Here is an 18,569-nt window from a genome sequence, read left to right as displayed (position 1 = left end):
GTGTCCGCGCATACCTGCGCTCACGCTCAGATGACAATAATTCTCATCCAGCCTTTCTCTCCTGCTGGATCTCCCATGCCTGCCTGTTCCCGCCCGAGTGCCCTGGCAACCGCCATCGGCGCGACCCTGGCGCTGTTCAACGCCGCCCATGCCGCCGAGCGCGCCCCGTCCGCGACAACCTCGCAGCTGCCGACCGTGCAGGTCACTGCCGACCTTGATGGCAGCACCGAAACGTCGCGTTCCTACACCACCGATTCCATGGGCACGGCGACCGGGTTGTCGCTCACCTCGCGGCAGACGCCGCAGTCGGTCAGCGTCATCACCCGCCAGCAGATCGAGGACCGCGGGCTGCTCAGCACCGCCGATGCACTGGCCACCGCTCCGGGAATCTCGGTCACGCGCAGTGATGCCAACCGCTACTCGTTCTCGGCACGCGGCTTCGACATCGACAACTACCAGTTCGACGGTGTGGTCATGCCAGTGCTGTCGCCGTGGAATTTCGGCGAAAACAACCTGGACATGGTGGTGTACGACCGCATCGAGATCGTGCGCGGCGCCAATGGTCTGATGACCGGTGCCGGCAACCCCTCGGCGGCGGTGAACTATGTGCGAAAGCGTCCGCTGCGTGATTTCGCAGCCAGTGGCGGCATCAGCCTGGGCAGCTGGGACGCGCGGCGCGCCTGGGTGGACGTGTCCAGCCCACTCAGCCGGGAAGGGCGCGTGCGTGGCCGCGTGGTCGCCGCGCAGGCCGAGGGGGACAGCTATACGGCGGGCCTGGACAGCACCGCGAAGACGCTCTACGGCGTGGTCAGCATGGACCTGGGCGAAGACACCGGATTGATCGCCGGATTCTCCTACCAGGCCAACGACAACCGCGGCTTCGGTAGTGGCTTCGCGCTGTTCAATGCCGACGGCACGCGTACCCGCTTCGATCGTTCGGTATCGGCTACCGCCCCGTGGGCACGGATGAGCACCGATACCCGCAACGGCTTCTTCGATTTCAACCACCGTTTCGGCAACGACTGGCAGGCGCGCGTGTCCTACAGCCGTTCGCACACCGACATGGAAATGAAGCACCTCTATCGTGGCGGCTATCCCGATCCGGTTACTGGTGCCATGCCCAGTGGCAACAGCTTCACCCGTTACGACGGGCCGGTGCGCCGCGAGGCGGTCAGTGTCAGCCTGACCGGTCCGTTCCAGCTGTTCGGTCGCCAGCACACTGCGTCGGTGGGCTGGTCGCGCTCGCGAGATCAGATCGCACTGGGGCAGTACCGCGCACTGGCGCCGTTGCCACCGTTGGCCAGCTATTTCGACTGGCACGGGCCGGGCACGCCCGAGCCGGTGTGGGCCGGCAACAAGACCCAGGCCGATGATCTGGACAATCATCAGAGCGGCGCCTATGCCGTGGCGCGGTTGTCGCTGGCCGATCCCCTGCATGTGATCGTCGGTGGCCGCCTGAGCAACTGGGAGACCGACCAGGTCTACTTCGGCAGCAAGCGGAAATACCGCTACCGAAACGAGTTCGTACCGTATGCCGGCGTGGTCTGGGACCTGAACGGCTACAGCAGCGCGTATGCCAGTTACACCGGCATCTTCAAACCACAGAACAACCGCAATGAATCCGGGCAGATCCTCGACCCAGTCAGCGGCCGCAGCTATGAGCTGGGCCTCAAGGGCAGCTGGTTGCAGGAGCGCTTGAATGCCTCGGCGGCACTGTTCCGCACCCAGCAGGACAACCTCGCCGAAGCTACCGGTGGGCTGGTCGAGGGCAGTACGCAGGCGGCGTATCGTGCGGTGAAGGGCGCAACGGTGGATGGCCTGGAACTGGAACTGGCCGGTGAGCCGCTGCCGGGTTGGAGCCTGGGCACCAGCTTCACCACCTTCATCGCGCAGGACGCGCAGGGCAGGGCGATCAACACCGCCAAGCCGCGCAGCCTGTTCAAGCTGTTCACCACCTGGCGCCTGCCCGGTACCTGGGACCGGCTGACCATCGGTGGAGGCGTGGACTGGCAGAACCGCATGTACCAGACCGCCACCGCGCCAGGGAACCGGCGGGTGCCGGTGGAGCAACCCAGCTACGCGTTGGTGAACCTGATGGCGCGCTACCAGTTCAGCTCCAACGTGTCGGCGGCGGTCAACATCAACAATCTGTTCGACCGCCACTACTACTCGCAGATCGGCTTCTACAACCAGGGCTGGTACGGCGCGCCGCAAAACGTGATGTTCACCGTGAAGGTTGGCTATTAAGGCAGGAGGTTGCCGTACGTTCAGCGCCCTGCCTTGTGCAGGGCGACGATGCTGTGCACGATCCGGGGTGCTGCGCCCCACAGCGCTTCACGCAGCGTCTTCTTCACGGGAATGGAGCAACGTATGAAGCTGCTGTCCGCTGTGTTGATGTCTGCGCTTTCGCTGCCGGCCGCTTCGGCATTCGCGGTGGAGGCACCGCCCTCACCGCTGCTGGGGCGCTGGTCGCTGGATGTCGCCACGTCTGCGCTACCCGAGGCGCAGCGCCCGAAGCACGTGGTGCTGGAGTTCAAGGATGCCGGTGCTGGTCGTTGGAGTTCGCACGTGGACATCGTCCTGCACGACGGCAAGACCATGAAGTCCGATGGAACGCTGTCCCTCGACGGCACGCCGGGCGCCTTGTCCGGCACCTACGGCGCGGACAAGGCCAACCTGAAACTGCCAGCGCCGAACACCCTGGTGATGCAGCTGGTGGACCATGGAACGCCAGCGTCCACCCGCATCTATACCGTAGCGGCCGACCGCACGACGATGACCGAAACCAAGGCGTTCTACGGCCACGACGGTACCCCGATCCTGCAGACCAATCTGTTCAAGCGCATGCCGTAGCGGCATCATCTGCACCACGCCCGCACAGCGGGCGTGGTGAATGCGACAGCCTTACACCGCAGCCGGATCGCGCTTGCCGGTGTCGATGCCGTACCTGTCGATGGCTTCCTGCATCCGCGAGCGCTCGATGCGGCCTTCGTCGGCCAGCGACTTCAATGCCGCCAGCACAATGAAGTGGCGATCGACTTCGAAGAACGTGCGCAGCGATTCACGCGTGTCGGAACGGCCGAAGCCATCGGTGCCGAGTGCGGTGAAGCGGCGGTCGTTGATGAAGGGACGGATCTGGTCGCCGACGATCTTCATGTAGTCGGTGGCCACCACCACCGGGCCGTCGTGGCCCTGCAGGCATTGCTGCACGTAGGGCACGCGCGGCTCCTCGGCCGGATGCAGCAGGTTCCAGCGCTCGGCGGCCAGGCCATCGCGGCGCAGTTCGGTCAGGCTGGTCGCGCTCCACACATCGCTGGCGATGCCGAAGTCCTGCTGCAGCAGCTCTGCCGCTGCTTCCACCTCGCGCAGGATCGCGCCGCTGCCCATCAGCTGCACCCGTGGCCGGGTGGTGTCGGCGGCCGCCGGGTGCAGCAGGTACAGGCCCTTCAGGATGCCGGCTTCGGCGCCCTCGGGCAGGGCCGGCTGCGGGTAATTCTCGTTGAGTACGGTGATGTAGTAGTAGATGTCTTCCTGGTCGACATACATGCGGCGCAGGCCGTCGTGGATGATCACCGCCAGCTCGTAGTTGTAGGTCGGGTCGTAGGACACGCAGCTCGGGATCACCGACGACAGCACGTGGCTGTGGCCGTCATCGTGCTGCAGCCCTTCGCCCATCAGCGTGGTGCGGCCCGACGTGGCACCGAGCAGGAAGCCGCGGGTGCGCGCATCGGCAGCGGCCCAGGCCAGGTCACCGACGCGCTGCAGGCCGAACATCGAGTAGAAGATGTAGAACGGAATCGTGGCCAGGCCATGGTTGCTGTAGGCAGTGCCGGCGGCGATCCACGAACAGATCGCACCGGATTCGTTGATGCCTTCCTGCAGGATCTGGCCGTCCTTGGCTTCCTTGTAATAGCTCAGCTGGCCGGCATCCTGCGGGGTGTACAGCTGACCGAGGTAGGAGTGGATGCCGATCTGGCGGAACAGGCCCTCCATGCCGAAGGTGCGCGATTCATCGGGCACGATCGGAATCACCAGCCTGCCCAGGTCCGGATCTTTCAGCAGGCTGGTGAGGATGCGCACGAAGCCCATGGTGGTGGACTGGCCACGATCGCCGCTGCCCTGCAGCTGGGTGTTGAAGATCGACAGTGGTGGCAGCGGCAGCGGATCGACCTTGGCCAGGCGCGCTGGCAGCTGGCCACCCTGGATGCGGCGGCGCTCGGCGAAGTAGGCCGCCTCGGCGCTGCCGGGTTCGGGGCGCAGGTAGGGCATTTCTTCCAGCTGGTCGTCGCTGACCGGCAGGTTGAAACGGTCACGGAAGGCGCGCACCGCGTCGGCGCTCATCTTCTTCAGCTGGTGGTTGATGTTCTGGCCTTCGCCGGCTTCGCCCATGCCGAAACCCTTGACCGTCTTGGCCAGGATCACCGTCGGCCGGCCGCTGGTGTTCATGGCCTGCTGGTAGGCGGCGAACACCTTCTGCGGATCATGGCCACCACGCGCCAGCGCCCAGATATCGTCGTCGCTCATGTGCGCGACCAGCTCCAGCAGCTCGGGGTATCGGCCGAAGAAGTGTTCGCGCACGTAGGCGCCGCTCTGCGACTTGAAGGTCTGGTAGTCGCCGTCCACGCACTCCATCATGCGCTGGCGCAGCAGGCCGCTGTGGTCGCGGGCCAGCAGGTCGTCCCAGCCGCTGCCCCAGATCAGCTTGATCACGTTCCAGCCGGCCGCACGGAAGGTGCCCTCCAGTTCCTGGATGACCTTGGCGTTGCCGCGTACCGGCCCATCCAGGCGTTGCAGGTTGCAGTTGACCACGAACACGATGTTGTCCAGCCGCTCGCGGCCGGCCAGCGAGATCGCCGCCAGCGATTCGGGCTGGTCCATCTCGCCATCGCCGAGGAAGGCCCAGACCTTGCGGCCCTGGTGTTCCTTCAGGCCGCGGTATTCCAGGTAACGCATGTAGCGCGCCTGGTAGGCGGCGGTGAGTGGCCCCAGGCCCATCGATACCGTGGGGAACTGCCAGAACTCCGGCATCAGGCGTGGGTGTGGGTACGAGGACAGGCCTTCGCGACCGGCTTCGCGGCGGAAGTTGTCCATCCGTGCCGGATCGATGCGGCCTTCCACGTAGGCGCGACCATAGATGCCCGGCGCGGAGTGGCCCTGGATGTAGATCATGTCGCCGTCGAAGGTGTCGGTGCGGCCACGGAAGAAATGATCGAAGCCGACGTCGTACAGCACCGCCGCCGACTGGTAGGTGGCGATGTGGCCGCCGACGTTGGAATGCTTGCCGGCACGCAGCACCATCACCATCGCGTTCCAGCGGATCATCGCGTTCAGTCGGCGCTCGATGGCCAGGTCGCCCGGGTAGGCCGGCTGGCGCTCGGGCGGGATGGTGTTGACGTAGGCCGTCCAGGCACGGGTATGCAGGTCGCCGTGCTGCTGGGCATCCAGATCGCTCAGCTGGTCGATCAGGTAATGCGCGCGCGGCCGGCCGCCGGCCTGCATCACCGCCTCCAGCGATTCACGCCACTCCCGTGTTTCCAGCGGGTCGGTATCGAAGGGGATCAGGGCTTGGTTCATGACTGTCTCCAGAGGGCGCCGGTCGGACTTCTGCCTGGGCGACAACACCGGCAGGGCGCACAGCACTGGAGCGGGGTCGCAACGGCGGGGCCGTGACGCGAAGGGCGGCCGTGGCGGCCACCGAGAAGACAAGCGTAGGTGCGTGCCCAGATCGCGGGTAGACGGGCGCGGCTTGGGTCTGCGCCAATCCAGTGTTGCTTCCCGTGTGTAGAGTCGAGCCATGCTCGACTCCACAACAGCGCGGCGGTTCAATCGTGATCGAACCGCAGTGGCTCGCTGCCCATTGCCGGGTCGCTGGTGCCGGGGCGGCCATCCTCGGCGCGTCCGGCCAGGCGCAGCAGACTTTCACCCGCGCTGAGCTGCAGGTCGTACCAGCCTGCGGTAGGGGCCGCATCCCAGGCCAGCGAGGTCTCGGCATGCGCCGGCAGCGCCAGCGTCTGCTCGGGCATGTGCCCGGTATAGGCACCGGCATGCACGCGCAATTGCTGCGCGCTGTCACCCATATTGCGCAGGTGCAGCCGCAGCTGGCCATCCGCACGCTCGACCGTGGCCTGCACAGCGGATGCCTTGGCGCTGCCCTTGAAGTGCCTGTGGAAGCCGTTCGGACCGAGCAGCCACAGGTCATAGCGGCCCTGGGCGTCCAGCGGCCAGCGCTCGCGCAGCGGCATGCCCGGCAGCAGCGTGTAGCGGCGTGGCACCGCGTCCAGCCGCAGCCGGTCGTAGACATGCAGCACAACCGCCGCGCCTTCGCAGGACAACGCCAGATCCACGCCCGAGGCGTCGACCGCAGCAATCGATGCCTGCGGGCGATAGGGCAGGGCCCGTGCTGGGCGCACGCCGCTTTCCTGTTTCGCCGGTTTCAGCCCCTCCGGCAGCGCCGGCACGGTACGCCCCGGCAGGGCCGCCGCACGTGCCGCCACCGCGCTTACATCGGGCAGGCCGCGCACGAACGGACGGGTATCACGCTGGGCGAAGTCGAAGGCGCCCGTCAGGTCACCGCAGACGGCGCGGCGCCACGGCGAGATGTCCGGTGCGGCCACGCCGAAGCGACGTTCGATCAGCCGTATGACCGAGGTGTGGTCGTACACCTGCGAATCGACCCAGCCGCCGCGGCTCCACGGCGAGATGACGTACAGCGGCACACGCGGACCGAGACCATACGGGCGTCCGCGCAGCTCGGCGGCATCGTACTTCTCGTCGCCCGGTGCGGGATGACGGTGATACTCGCCCTCGGTACTGACCGACGAGGCACCTGCCCATCCACCGTTCACCGGCGAGGGAGGGGCCGGTGGCGGCATATGGTCGAAGAAGCCGTCGTTCTCGTCGAACATCAGCAGCAGGGCGGTGCGGCTCCACACCTCCGGATCGGCGGTCAGCGCGTCCAGCACGCGTGCCGTATAGGCCGCGCCCTGTGCCGGGCTGGACGGGCCAGGATGTTCGCTGCCGGCAGCGTCGGCAATGATGAAACTGACCTGCGGCAGGCGCCCGTCCAGCACATCCTGGCGCAGCTGTGGCAGGCCACGGGTGCTGACACCGCGTGCGCGCAGCTGCGGATCATGCCCGGGCGCAGCGCTGTAGGCCCGACGGAACGCCTCGAAGCCGGCCAGCGGGTTGTCGGTGAAGTTGTCGGCCATGTCCTGGTAGATCTGCCAGGACACGCCGGCCTTCTGCAGGCGCTCGACATGGCTGGTCCAGCGGTACGACGCCGGATGCCCGCCGTGTTCGGGGAAGTTGTCGTGCGAGTTGGCGATCACCGGGCCACCCGCGCGGGCCTGCGCATCGTTGTGACCGGTCCACAGGAACACCCGGTTCGGGTTGGTGCCGGCCTGCATCGCGCAGTGGTACGCATCGCAGATCGTGAAGGCATCGGCCAGCGCGAACTGGAACGGCAGGTCGCTGCGCTGGAAGTAGCCCATCGAGTGGTTCTGCTTGGCCTTCGGCCATTGCCCCATGCGGCCGTGGTCCCAGGCGCGCTGCGCATCGGGCCAGGTATGCGGCGTGCCTTCCACGCGCATGTAGCCGAAGTGCGCGGCGGTATCCAGCGGGAAGGGCGCGATCGCACGTTTGCCGCTGGCATCAGGCTGCAGCCACAGGCTGCGGGTGCGGCCACCCGCTTCCAGCGCGGCGGCCGGGGCGACGAACCGATCACCGAAGCCACGTACGCCCGGCAGCGTGCCGAAGTAGTGGTCGAACGAACGGTTCTCCTGCATGAACACCACGATGTGCTGCAGGTCTTCCAGGCTGCGCGTCTGCGCGGCGGGGGCGATCGCTGCGGCCCGGGCGATGCTGGGCAGCAGCGGGGAAAGGCCGGCGGCAACGCCGGCCTGCAACAACCGGCGTCGGCCGATATCGGTCACGGGCTCACTCACAGGTCCACGCGGAAGGAGATGCCGACGGTGCGCGGAGCGCCGATGAAGGCGTTGTCGCGGCCGTCCACCCCTGCAAGATACCGCTTATCGGTGAGGTTGCTCACCACCAGGTTGGCACCCATGCCCTTCAGGCGCGGCGACAGGCCCTGCAGATCGAAGCCGATGTTGGCGTTGAACACGGTGGCCGAGGGCAGCTTGTTGACGTTGGCGGCATCGAGGTAGCGCGTGCCCAGGTAACGGCCGGAGAGGCCGAAGTTCCAGTTGGCGCCCTGCCAGTCGGCCGACAGCACCAGGGTGTTCTCCGGCTGGCCGATCACCTTGGCACCGTCGACGATGCCCAGCTGGGTATCGCGGGCGGCATTGCCACTGCCCAGGTACTTGGAGCGGTTGTAGGTGTAGGCCGCGTTGATCCGCCAGCCATTGTCCCAGCCATAGCCGAACGCCGCTTCCAGGCCGTTGCTTTCCACGCCACCGAAGTTCTCGTAGACGCCGTCGGTCTCGCCCAGGTAATCGATGCCGCTGACGAAGCCCGCCGGCAGGTAGACGATGCGGTTGTCGAACTTGATGTTGTACAGCGTGACCGAGGCGGTCAGCGGCCAGCGGCTGATGCGCATGCCCACTTCGATGTTGTCGGCGGTTTCGGGCTCGACGTTGCGGAAGCGCTGCGGGTCGGTCTCGCCAAGCACGCCGGACGGAATCGCGGCGAAGTTCTGCGAGAAGCCGGCGAACAGCTCCATGCCTTCCACGCCGGGTGCCCAGGTGAAGCCGGTGGAGAGCAGCGGATCGGACTTGGAATCGGAGGTGACGTGCTCACTGGCACCGATCACGCGGCGGCGCGACTGGTCGACGAAGAACTGCTTCACGCCCAGGCGCGCGCTGAACGGGCCGAAGCGGGCCACGTCCTCGACGTAGTACATCTGCTCGTCAACCTTGTACTTGTCCTCGAACTGCACCCAGTACGGCTGGTGGTCGAAGTCGATGCTCTGGCCGACATTGAGCAGGCGATGCCAGTCGCGGCGCGCCGAACGGTCCAGCTTCTCCACCCACAGGCCGCCACGGATCGTGTTGTCGACCGCGCCGAACGTCTGTCGCCACTCGACATCGGCGGTCACGCCCATGCGGTCGTTGTCGTAGTGCGTGTGGCGATACGACTGCGCGCCCTGCACGTTGCCGGCGTAGCAGTTCGGATCATATTCGGCGGTGAAGCCCAGCCGCGGCGTGCAGCCGGCCAGGCGCTGTGCGGCGCTGCCGTCGGGATTGACGAAGAAGATCTGGCCACGGTTGCTGCCGCCGTACACGGTCTTTCCACCGATGTACTCCGACTCGGGGCGGCCCGCACCGTCATCGCTGACCTGCGCCAGGTATGGTGGCAGCCAGTCGCCACGGCCTTGCATGCGGTGCCCGTAGGCGGCCACCGACGCTTTGAAACCATTGCCGCCGTCAAAGGCTGCGCGCAGGTAACCGAAGGTGTTCTCGCGCAGCGCACGCGAACCGGAACGGTAGTTCTGGTCCAGGTACGGGATGCCGGTCAGGGTGCCGACCAGGTTGTCGCGCTCCGGGTTGGTCGCGAAGCCCTTCGGCGAAACGCTGGTGTACTCCGGTTCGTCGGCATCGTTGTAGGACAGGTAGCCGGTCAGCGTCCAACGGTCCAGTTCGGTGATGAACTTGCCGGCGATGTGATCGTTGCTGGCGTGACCGGTGCCATCGATCCAGTCGTGTACCTTCGACGAAGACGCGCTGACCCACGCGCGGGTATGGCCCCCTAGCAGGCCGGTGTCGTAGCGCACGTAGTACTTGCGCGCATCGTTGTCACCGGCACCGACCACGAAGCGCAGGCGGCTGTCCTGCAGCGGATCGCTGGTGAGGAAGTTGAGCGTGCCGCCCAGCGCCTCGTTCGAGCGCGAGGAGATATCGGCGGTGCCCTGGCTGACTTCCACCGTCTCCAGATCGAGGGTGTCGATGTAGCGGTTGGCCAGCGAGCCACCGCCGTAGCCCGAACCACCGTTCGGCAGGCCGTCGATGGTGGTGCCGATCTGCTGCGTATCGCGGTTGGTGACGAAGCCGCGCATGCTGATCTGCGTGCCCCACACCGACGAACCGGTGGCATCGGCCTCGCTGACCACCACGCCCGGCACTTCATTGAGCGCATCGTTGACGCTGCTCATCACCGTCTGCCGGTTCAGCGTTTCCGCGCGTACCGAGGTCTTGGCGTAGCTGGTGGCCTGGCCGATCACCTGCACCTGGTCCAGGGTGCGGGCATCAGTGCTGCGCGCCTCGGCCGCGTCGCCCTGCGGTGCTTCGGCCAGGGCGTCCAGTGCAGGGGCGATCAGCAGGGCAAGCAGCGAAACACGGGGAAAGCGCGCAATCGTTCGCATCGAAACCGGACCTTCAGCAGAGGGAAGCCCCGGAGTGTCGGCAGCGCCAATGACATCGGCATGACGTAGAGATGCAGGAACCGTGTTGTGTGACGGCCGGTGCCTCCGGCCGCTTGCCTGTCAGTACCGCGCGTCCTTGGGTTTCGGGTCGCGCGGCCAGTCCTTGGCCTTGTTGGCGAAGTCCGGCCGCGGCTGGTTGATGAAGTAGCTGGCGATGTCCACCGCATCCTGGTCGGGCATCACCTGCTGCCCGAGCGGGGGCTCGCGGGTCACTGCCGGTGGCATGTTGTGCTTGACGAAACCGGCGGCCTTGTAGAGGCGCGCCATGCCGGCGCCGATGTTGAAGCTGTGGTCGCCCCACAGCGGTGGGAAGGCGATGTCACCGCTGGCGTCGCGCCGGCCTTCGCCGTTGTCGCCGTGACACGCTGCGCACTGCACGGCGTACAGCGCCTGGCCACGGTTCGGGTCCGGGGTCAGTGTGCTGTCGATCGGTCCTTCGCTTGGGGCGGCGACCTTTGCACCGTCTGGTACGGGACTGCTCAGCCACGCCATGTAGTCGAGTATCGCGCGCATCTGCGGCGCGTCCTTCGGCAGCGGCTTGCCGTTCATCGAACGCTGCAGGCAGCCATTGATGCGCTCGGCCAGCCCGATCACCTTGCCCGGGCGCGGCATGTAACGCGGATATGCACCACCGCCGGTGTTGAAGTAGTGGTTGCCGAACGGTCGCTTGCCTTCGGCCATGTGGCACGAATTGCAGTTCAGATCGTTGCCGACGTTGTCCGGCAGCAGCCGCGCGGTTTCGTTGAGGAGGCGGCGACCGAGCATCACCGATTCGGCATTGCCCAGCCCGGCGATCTCTTCGGCGCTGGGCGCGTGGTAGTGGCCGACCACCTTGCCCTGCGCATCAAGGATATCGATCGTGCTGGCCACGGCGGCATCCAGGTCCGGGTACAGGTGGCGATAGGCAAGGGTGCCAGCACCGGCCAGCAGCGCCATGCTGATCGCGCTGCCGATCAGCAGGCGGGAACGTCTGCGCGAACGCTTCATCGTGCGGCCTCCTGCGGAACGTAGTGCACCGGCTTGTCGCGCACCACCCGGCGCATCCGCGCCACGTCGACCTCGCTCACCGCGCCGGCCTGGTTGCCCCAGCTGCTGCGGATGAAGGTCAGGATCTGTGCCAGCTGCGCGTTCGGCAGCTGCTCGAAGCCGGGCATGGTGAAGGCCATGCGGTCATGCGGCGTATGCGGCGTGCGGCCGCCGATCAGGGTCACCTGCACCAGCGAACTGGGATCGTCAGCGAACACGATCGAGTTGCCGGCCAGGGCCGGATAGACGCGCGGCATGCCGCGGCCGTCGGCGCGATGGCAGGCCTGGCAGTGCTCGGCGTAGGCGAGCGAACCGGCCACGCGGTAGTCGCCGCTGCGCAGTGCGGCGGTGGTCGTATCGGTGCCGGGCGACCACTGCGCGCTACGCCCTTCGCGGGCGGGCAGCTGCTTCAGGTAGCGCGCCATCGCCAGCAGGTCAGCATCGGACAGGTACTGCGTGCTGTGCTCGACCACATCGGCCATGCCACCGAAAGCCGCCGAACGATCGGTGCGGCCGGTGCGCAGGAAGTCGACGATCTCGCCTTCGTTCCAGCTGGCCAGGCCGGTCGATTCATTGCGCAGGTTCTTCGCATACCAGCCTTCCAGCACCGAACCGGACAGGAACTGGCGGCTGCCATCGTCGGCCATGGCCTTTTCCTGGAAGGCCAGGCCGCGCGGCGTATGGCAGGCACCGCAATGGGCCAGGCCTTCAACCAGTTCAGCGCCGCGCTGCTGGCCGGCATCCAGCTTCGGATCCGGGCTGAAGCTGCGCGGGCGTGCGAACAGGAGCTGCCACCAGGCCAGTGGCCAACGCATGTTGGCCGGCCACGGGATGGTGCTGTCGGCGTTGTCCTGTTTCACCGGCTGCACCGAGCCCATGAAGTAGGCGTACAGCGCCTTGACCTCGGCATCGCTGGCGATCACATACGAGGCGTACGGCATGGCCGGATACAACGGCTGGCCATCGTGGCGGATGCCACGGCGCACCGCGCGCTCGAAGTCGGCGTAATCGTAGGCACCGATGCCGGTCTGCGGATCGGGCGTGATGTTGGTCGAGTAGATCGTGCCCATCGGCGTCTGCATGCCGAGGCCACCGGCGAACGGCTTGCCGCCCGGTGCGGTATGGCAGGCCGCGCAATCGGCGGCGCGCGACAGGTACTGGCCCTGCGCGATCAGCGTCGGGTCGTGGATATCGACCTGCGCCGTCTGCCGCGGCGCAAACCAGTAGGGCGTGGTGCGGGCGATGCCGTAGGCGGCGGCCAGCGAGGCGGCCAGGGCAATGGCGAGCTTGAGCGAGGTGCGCATGGCGGCACTGTGGAGATTCCCGCGCGCGTGTTCATTGATCCGGATCAATGACTGAACGGATACAGCTTGTACACCAAGCTGAATCGTTCCTGCGTTGTCATCAAGCCGTCATCCATGCGCGATAGATGGCCCGTGCCCGCGTCGCTAACCTGCCACGCTGTCGCACCTTTTCCCCGATTGCCCATGAAGCGCCTGCTGCTGTTGTTGCTGGCGTGCGCCGGCCTGTGGCTGGCTGCATGCTCTTCCTCGATCAACGCGTCGTCCACCTCGCTCGCCGATCGGCTGATCGCGCCGGGTGGTGTGTCGACCCTGCTCGATCGCCCGCGCATCGCCGCGGCCATTGCCGAACTGCCCAACCGCCATGGCTTCGCACCGGGTCGCGATGGCGTGCCGATCTTCTGGCGCGTGTTCGACCCGGGGGATTACGGCGCGCGCTACCGCTACCTGCCGCAGCGCCACGAGAACGGCCTGCCGCTGGATACCGGCCTGAGCCTGGCAGTACCGCAACCGTTCCGTGCGCAGGCGCCGCGCGGCACCGTGGTGCTGCTGCACGGGTGGATGATGAACGGTGATTCGATGTTGCCGTGGTCGCTGCAGCTGGCCGAATCCGGCTACCGCGTGGTCACGCTCGACCTGCGCAACCATGGCCAGTCCGGTGCGGGGCCGTCCGGCTATGGCACCTACGAATCGGACGATGTGGTCGATGTGATCAGCGAACTGCGTGCACGCGGCGAAGTGACCGGCCCGCTGTATCTGTTCGGCGTGTCGTATGGCGCGGCCACGGCGGTGTTCACCGCCGACAAGCTGGGGGACCAGGTGGAAGGCGTGGTGGCGATGGAATCGTTCGCCAACGCCGGCGTGGCCATCCGCACGATGATTCCGCACCTGATGGGGCTGCAGCCGGAAGGCCTGAAGGCGCAGGCGGTGGCCTCCTACGCGCGCTGGCGCTATGGCGGCCAGGACATCAACCAGGTGATCGCCGCCGCCAGCCGCCGCATCGACGTCGATCTGGACCGTGTGGACGTGGCCCGCGCCCTGGCCGATACCCGCGCCTGCGTGCTGTTGCTGCACGGGCAGGGCGACCAGCACATTCCGGTCAGCCAGGGCCGCGAGTTGGCCCTGGCCAACCCGCGCGCGCACTACATCGAGATGCGCGGCGAGGACCACATCACCCTGCCGCTGCGGCTGGACCTGCTGGCCGGCGTGGTCGACGACTGGATGGCGCGCGACGAGCACCACCCGAAGAGCGCCTGTCCGGCCCCGCAGCTGCCAGCCCAGGCCGAGTGGCTCACCCACACCTGAAAAGGGGACGGATGAAAAGGGGACGGAGGGGATCAAGTCGTTTCCCGCACACCTGCGTTGGAAACGACTTGATCCCCTCCGTCCCCTTTTTGTGTCAGGGCAGGCGTTGTGCCAGTGCGCGGGCGGAGGCGGCTACGCCGAGCAGCAGGGCGGCCACGCACAGGAAGGCGAAGCCGAGGCTGGTGGCGTGAGCCAGCGCACCAATGGCTGCCGGGCCGGCGAGGATGCCGGCGTACCCCAGCGTGGTGACTGCGGTGATGGCGATGCTCTCCGGCATCACCCGTTGCTGGCCGGCCATCGAGAACAGCGCCGGCACGATGTTGGCGCAGCCCAGCCCGACCAGCACGTAGCCGGCCAGTGCCACCGGGAACGACGGCACCAGCGTGGCCAGACTGAAACCGGCCGCTGCGGTGATGCCGCCGATGACGATCGTGCGGGTACGACCGAGGCGCTCGACGATGCCATCGCCGAACAAACGCATCGCGGTCATTGCCAGGGTGAACACCGCAAAGCCAGCCCCGGCCTGGTCGCGCGGCACCTGTCGCACTTCGGCCAGGAACACCGCGCTCCAGTCCAGCATCGAGCCTTCGCCGAGGAACACCACGAAGGCCAGCACGCCGATGAACAGCACCACGCCATGCGGCAACGCCAGCAACGGCCCCTCATGCAGGATCCGTTGCGGGCGCCAGTGCGGCGCCGAGAGCGCCGCCACCAGCAGCAGTGCCGTCACCGAAGCCAGCGCGGCCATCCACAACGGTGTTCCAAGCACCAGCAGGCCGGTCATGCAGCCGGCGCCGACGAAGCCGCCGATGCTGTAGAAGGCATGGAAGCCCGACATCATCGGCCGCCCGGCGTCGCGTTCGACGGCCACTGCCTGCATGTTCATCGCGCAGTCCAGGGCGCCGACGCCTGCACCGAACACGAACAGTGCCGCCCCCAGTACCAGTGGCGTCGGTGCCAGTACCAGCAGGGGCAGGGCGCACAGCATCATCGCGCAGGTGATCACCATTACCCGGCGGCAGCCCAGCCGCCCCGTCAATGCGCCCGCCAGCGGCATCGCCAGCAGCGAGCCGAGGCCGAGGCACAGCAGCACGGCACCGAGGCTGGCATCGGACAGCCCGGCCTTGGCTTTGGCGTAAGGCACCATCGGTGCCCATGCAGCGGTGGCGAATCCGGGAATGAAGAAGGCAGCACGGGTGGCGTGCTGCTGGGCACGTGGGGATGAAGGCGTCATGCGCGGCGCGAAGCTCCAGGGAATCGCCATGAAAACGGTTCCAGTCGGGTTCGGCAAGTGCCATGCATGACATCGGACGACGCATACGATTGCAGTGACCCGATTGCGTCACCAGTGATTAACGCAATGCACGGACAGTGGCTGCACGGTCGGCATCCCGCCGGCCGCTGCCGGAGACCTGTTCATGAGCACGACACCGACCATCCTCCTCGTCCATGGATTCTGGGGCGGGGCCGCACATTGGGCCAAGGTGATCCTGGAACTGCATCGCAATGGCCACGACCGCGTGCAGGCGGTGGAACTGCCACTCACGTCGTTGGCCGACGACGCAGGGCGCACCCGGAAAATGATCCGCCAGATCGATGGACCGGTGCTGCTGGTCGGCCACTCCTACGGCGGCGCAGTGATCAGCGAGGCCGGCAACGAGGCCAATGTGAAGGGCCTGGTCTACATCGCCGCCTTTGCTCCCGATGCAGGCGAGAGCCCCGGCGGCATCACCCAGCAGCATCTTCCGGAAGCGGCGCCGAACCTCGCCCCGGACAGCGACGGCTACCTGTGGCTGCGTGCCGACAAGTTCCATGAGAGCTTCTGCCAGGACCTGAGCGACGACGAAGGCCGGGTGATGGCGGTGACCCAGAAGGCGCCGCTGGCCAGCACCTTCGGCGATACGGTGAGCGACCCTGCATGGAAGCACAAGCCAAGCTGGTACCAGCTCTCGCGCCATGACCGCATGATCGCACCGGAAAACCAGAAGGCCATGGCCGGACGGATGCAGCCCAAGCGCCTGCTGGAGCTGGATGCCAGCCATGCCTCGCTGGCATCGAAGCCCAGGGAGGTCACCGCGTTGATCCTGGAGGCCTGCGCCGCCATCGGCGGTTGAGCCCCAGCAGCACAGCACGACGGCACGCTGCACGACAGCCGGGGCGCAGGGGAGTACACTCCTGCGCCTGCGGCTGTCCGGCCGCGTTCCCATCCTGCCTCCAGCCGCCGCCAGAGGATCCCACCCGATCGTGGAGGTCCTGTCGTGCTGTACGTGCCCGTTGTCCGTCTTCCGTCCTCATTGCCGCGTCGCCGCCTGCTGCCGCAGGTGCTCGCGCAGAGCCTGCTGGTTGCATTGTTGGGCAGCAGCGCAATGGCTGCCGCGCAGTCCGCTACTGAACCGGACAAGGAGGATCGCCAGGCACCCGCCTCGCAGACCCTGCAGACGGTGCAGGTCACCGCCAACCAGCTGGGCACCATCACCGAAGGCAGCGGCGCCTATACGCCGGGCACCATCGCCACCGCCACCCGCCTGGTGCTGACGCCGCGGCAGACTCCGCAGACCATCAGCGTGATCACCCGTGCCGAGATGGATGACTTCGGCCTGCACGGCATCGATGACGTGATGCGGGTGACCCCTGGCATCAGCATCGTCACCTACGACAGCGAGCGCACCGAGTACTACGCACGTGGCTTCGCCGTGCAGAACTTCCAGTACGACGGCATCCCGATGTCGCGTGACTCGGCCTACTCGGCGGGCAACACGCTCAGTGATACCGCCATCTATGACCGCATCGAGGTGCTCAAGGGCGCCACCGGTCTGTTGACCGGCATGGGAGATCCCGGCGCGACCATCAACCTGGTGCGCAAGAAGCCGGGCAAGGACTTCGCTGGCAGCGCGACGCTGGGTGTGGGGCGCTGGGATGACTACCGTGCCGAGATCGATGTCGGCGGCCCGTTGACCGCCGATGGACGCGTGCGCGGTCGTGCAGTGGGCGCCTGGCAGGACAAGCATTCCAATCTCGATTACTACCAGCGCACCAGCAAGGTCGGCTATGCGGTGCTGGAAGCCGATCTGGGCGAGCGCACACTGCTGACCGTGGGTGGCGATGCGATGGACAGCGACCCGAAGGGTTCGACCTGGGGCGGCATTCCGCTGCTGGACAGTGCCGGCAACTTCAATGACATGCCGCGTTCGTTCAACAACGGCACCCGCTGGAGTGGCTGGCGCCAGTACGTTCGCACCGGTTTTGCCACGCTCGAGCACACCTTCGCCAACGACTGGGTGGCCAAGCTGCAGCTCAACCACCAGGTCAACGGCTATGACGCGGCGCTGGCGGGTGCGGCCGGTGGCAATCCCGATCCGGTCACCGGCGAAGGCGTGTCGTTGTGGCTGGGCAAGTACGTTGGCAAGACTGTCAGCAACGCGGCCGACTTCTACCTGAGCGGTCATTTCGGCCTGTTCGGCCGCGAGCATGAGCTGGTGGTCGGTGGCAGCGCCTCGCGCAAGCGCTGGACCAATACCGGTTACTCGCCGCAGCCCGGCTATCCGACCGAGGTGCCCGATTACCGCGCATGGCAGGGCGACATTGCGGAGCCGCAATGGCAGCGCAGCTACGATAACAATGAAGTGACGCGCGAGAACGGCGTCTATGTGGTCGGTCGTTTCGACGTGGCCGATCCACTGAAGGTGATCGTGGGCAGCCGCCTGGCCAGCTACCGCTCGCCGGGCACGCGCGAGACCGGCGTGTTCGTGCCATATGCCGGTGTGGTCTATGACCTTGGCGAGCACTACTCGGTGTATGCCAGTTACAGCACCATCTTCAAGCCGCACAGCGAACGCGACGAGCAGGGCAAGGCGCTGGATCCGCTGGAAGGCCGCAGCTATGAGATGGGCCTGAAGGCCGAGTTCCTCGATGGGCGCTTCAACGCCAGTGCGGCGCTGTTCCAGCTCGACCAGGACAACTTCGCCCAGCCCACCGGCGGCAAGACGCCGGACGGGCAGGATGCCTATCGCGCCCTGATGGGCGTGCGTACCAAGGGCTACGAGCTTGAGATGTCGGGCCAGCTGGCCGAGGGCTGGCAGGTGCAGGGTGGCTTCTCGCACAAGATCGCCCGCCAGGCCGGTGCCAAGGTCACCACGCTGGAGCCGGAAAACCAGTTCAGCCTGCACACCAGTTATCGCCTGCGTGGCGACTGGAAGGGCCTGACGCTGGGCGGTGGCGCGCGCTGGCAGGATTCCACGTTCGGCGAGATCAGCAACCCGGCCACCGGTGCGCAGGTCGTGCATCGCACCCAGCCGTACTGGCTGCTCGATGCGATGGCGCGCTATGAATTCAACGATCGCCTGTCGGCCACGCTCAACGTCAACAACCTGCTGGACAAGCGGTATTACACGATCTTCAGCTGGTACAGCACCTACACCTGGGGCGAGCCGCGCAATGTGCGGTTGAGCTTGAATTACAGGTTCTGACGCCGGTCCTGTAGAGCCGAGCCCACGCTCGGCTGGCTGCCAACCGCAGCCGAGCATGGGCTCGGCTCTACAAAGACGCCCGCGATGCGTGAT

At 66.7% G+C, this 18,569-nt stretch carries 11 protein-coding genes; 5 read left to right on the top strand and 6 right to left on the bottom strand.

Translation table 11 applies throughout. The features are described from left to right. Positions 1-75: 75 nt before the first annotated feature. Both fauA and AC5P88_RS08460 read left to right on the top strand, forming a co-directional pair. Positions 76-2,247, top strand: coding sequence for a TonB-dependent alcaligin siderophore receptor FauA (gene fauA, locus AC5P88_RS08465; protein WP_495224791.1), 2,172 nt, complete (start codon positions 76-78; stop codon positions 2,245-2,247). A 123-nt stretch (positions 2,248-2,370) separates the two neighbouring features. Then, positions 2,371-2,853 carry a LuxR family transcriptional regulator gene (locus AC5P88_RS08460; RefSeq protein ID WP_495224790.1) on the top strand — a complete coding sequence of 161 codons (483 nt, stop codon included), beginning with the start codon at positions 2,371-2,373 and terminating at the stop codon, positions 2,851-2,853. 51 nt (positions 2,854-2,904) lie between these two features. Here the strand turns inward: AC5P88_RS08460 and aceE are convergent, their stop codons facing one another. From aceE to AC5P88_RS08435, 5 genes are all read right to left on the bottom strand, one after another. Further along, positions 2,905-5,574, bottom strand: a complete 2,670-nt coding sequence (gene aceE, locus AC5P88_RS08455) for a pyruvate dehydrogenase (acetyl-transferring), homodimeric type (RefSeq protein ID WP_495224789.1) — start codon at positions 5,572-5,574, stop codon at positions 2,905-2,907. A 248-nt stretch (positions 5,575-5,822) separates the two neighbouring features. After that, on the bottom strand, positions 5,823-7,931 hold the full coding sequence (locus tag AC5P88_RS08450; protein WP_106550712.1) for a phosphocholine-specific phospholipase C: 2,109 nt from the start codon (positions 7,929-7,931) through the stop codon (positions 5,823-5,825). An 8-nt stretch (positions 7,932-7,939) separates the two neighbouring features. Continuing rightward, positions 7,940-10,318: a TonB-dependent receptor gene (locus tag AC5P88_RS08445; protein ID WP_106550711.1), complete on the bottom strand. Its 2,379-nt coding sequence runs from the start codon at positions 10,316-10,318 to the stop codon at positions 7,940-7,942. Positions 10,319-10,438: 120 nt separating this feature from the next. Further along, on the bottom strand, positions 10,439-11,365 hold the full coding sequence (locus tag AC5P88_RS08440; RefSeq protein ID WP_495224788.1) for a c-type cytochrome: 927 nt from the start codon (positions 11,363-11,365) through the stop codon (positions 10,439-10,441). Then, a complete protein-coding gene (locus AC5P88_RS08435; protein ID WP_049428167.1) occupies positions 11,362-12,708 on the bottom strand; it encodes a c-type cytochrome in 1,347 nt (448 codons plus the stop codon). The genes AC5P88_RS08440 and AC5P88_RS08435 overlap by 4 nt, the downstream gene beginning before the upstream one ends. A gap of 183 nt (positions 12,709-12,891) precedes the next feature. Between AC5P88_RS08435 and AC5P88_RS08430 the strand changes: the two genes are divergently transcribed. Further along, positions 12,892-14,010, top strand: coding sequence for an alpha/beta hydrolase (locus AC5P88_RS08430; protein ID WP_049428170.1), 1,119 nt, complete (start codon positions 12,892-12,894; stop codon positions 14,008-14,010). Positions 14,011-14,104: 94 nt separating this feature from the next. Here AC5P88_RS08430 and AC5P88_RS08425 read toward each other — a convergent pair whose 3' ends face one another. Further along, positions 14,105-15,244 (bottom strand): MFS transporter, encoded by a 1,140-nt coding sequence (locus AC5P88_RS08425; RefSeq protein WP_106550723.1) that lies wholly within the window; start codon positions 15,242-15,244, stop codon positions 14,105-14,107. 184 nt (positions 15,245-15,428) lie between these two features. Between AC5P88_RS08425 and AC5P88_RS08420 the strand changes: the two genes are divergently transcribed. Together AC5P88_RS08420 and AC5P88_RS08415 are read left to right on the top strand one after the other, a co-directional pair. Continuing rightward, positions 15,429-16,124 (top strand): alpha/beta hydrolase, encoded by a 696-nt coding sequence (locus AC5P88_RS08420; RefSeq protein ID WP_106550709.1) that lies wholly within the window; start codon positions 15,429-15,431, stop codon positions 16,122-16,124. Between the two features lie 144 nt (positions 16,125-16,268). Continuing rightward, a complete protein-coding gene (locus tag AC5P88_RS08415; protein ID WP_106550708.1) occupies positions 16,269-18,476 on the top strand; it encodes a TonB-dependent siderophore receptor in 2,208 nt (735 codons plus the stop codon). Positions 18,477-18,569 lie beyond the last annotated feature (93 nt).

The sequence above is a fragment of the Stenotrophomonas sp. YJH_SMC_8 genome (genome assembly GCF_059371315.1).
The sequence above is the reverse complement of the archived record's forward strand: the minus strand, read 5'-3'. Positions and strand labels throughout refer to the sequence as shown.

What these genes read in the sequence shown, in the direction of transcription:
- fauA (WP_495224791.1), top strand. Translation starts at nt 76, where the DNA reads ATGCCTGCCTGTTCCCGCCCGAGTGCCCTGGCAACCGCCATCGGCGCG.
- AC5P88_RS08460 (WP_495224790.1), top strand. Translation starts at nt 2,371, where the DNA reads ATGAAGCTGCTGTCCGCTGTGTTGATGTCTGCGCTTTCGCTGCCGGCC.
- aceE (WP_495224789.1), bottom strand. Translation starts at nt 5,574, where the DNA reads ATGAACCAAGCCCTGATCCCCTTCGATACCGACCCGCTGGAAACACGG.
- AC5P88_RS08445 (WP_106550711.1), bottom strand. Translation starts at nt 10,318, where the DNA reads ATGCGAACGATTGCGCGCTTTCCCCGTGTTTCGCTGCTTGCCCTGCTG.
- AC5P88_RS08440 (WP_495224788.1), bottom strand. Translation starts at nt 11,365, where the DNA reads ATGAAGCGTTCGCGCAGACGTTCCCGCCTGCTGATCGGCAGCGCGATC.
- AC5P88_RS08435 (WP_049428167.1), bottom strand. Translation starts at nt 12,708, where the DNA reads ATGCGCACCTCGCTCAAGCTCGCCATTGCCCTGGCCGCCTCGCTGGCC.
- AC5P88_RS08430 (WP_049428170.1), top strand. Translation starts at nt 12,892, where the DNA reads ATGAAGCGCCTGCTGCTGTTGTTGCTGGCGTGCGCCGGCCTGTGGCTG.
- AC5P88_RS08425 (WP_106550723.1), bottom strand. Translation starts at nt 15,244, where the DNA reads ATGACGCCTTCATCCCCACGTGCCCAGCAGCACGCCACCCGTGCTGCC.
- AC5P88_RS08420 (WP_106550709.1), top strand. Translation starts at nt 15,429, where the DNA reads ATGAGCACGACACCGACCATCCTCCTCGTCCATGGATTCTGGGGCGGG.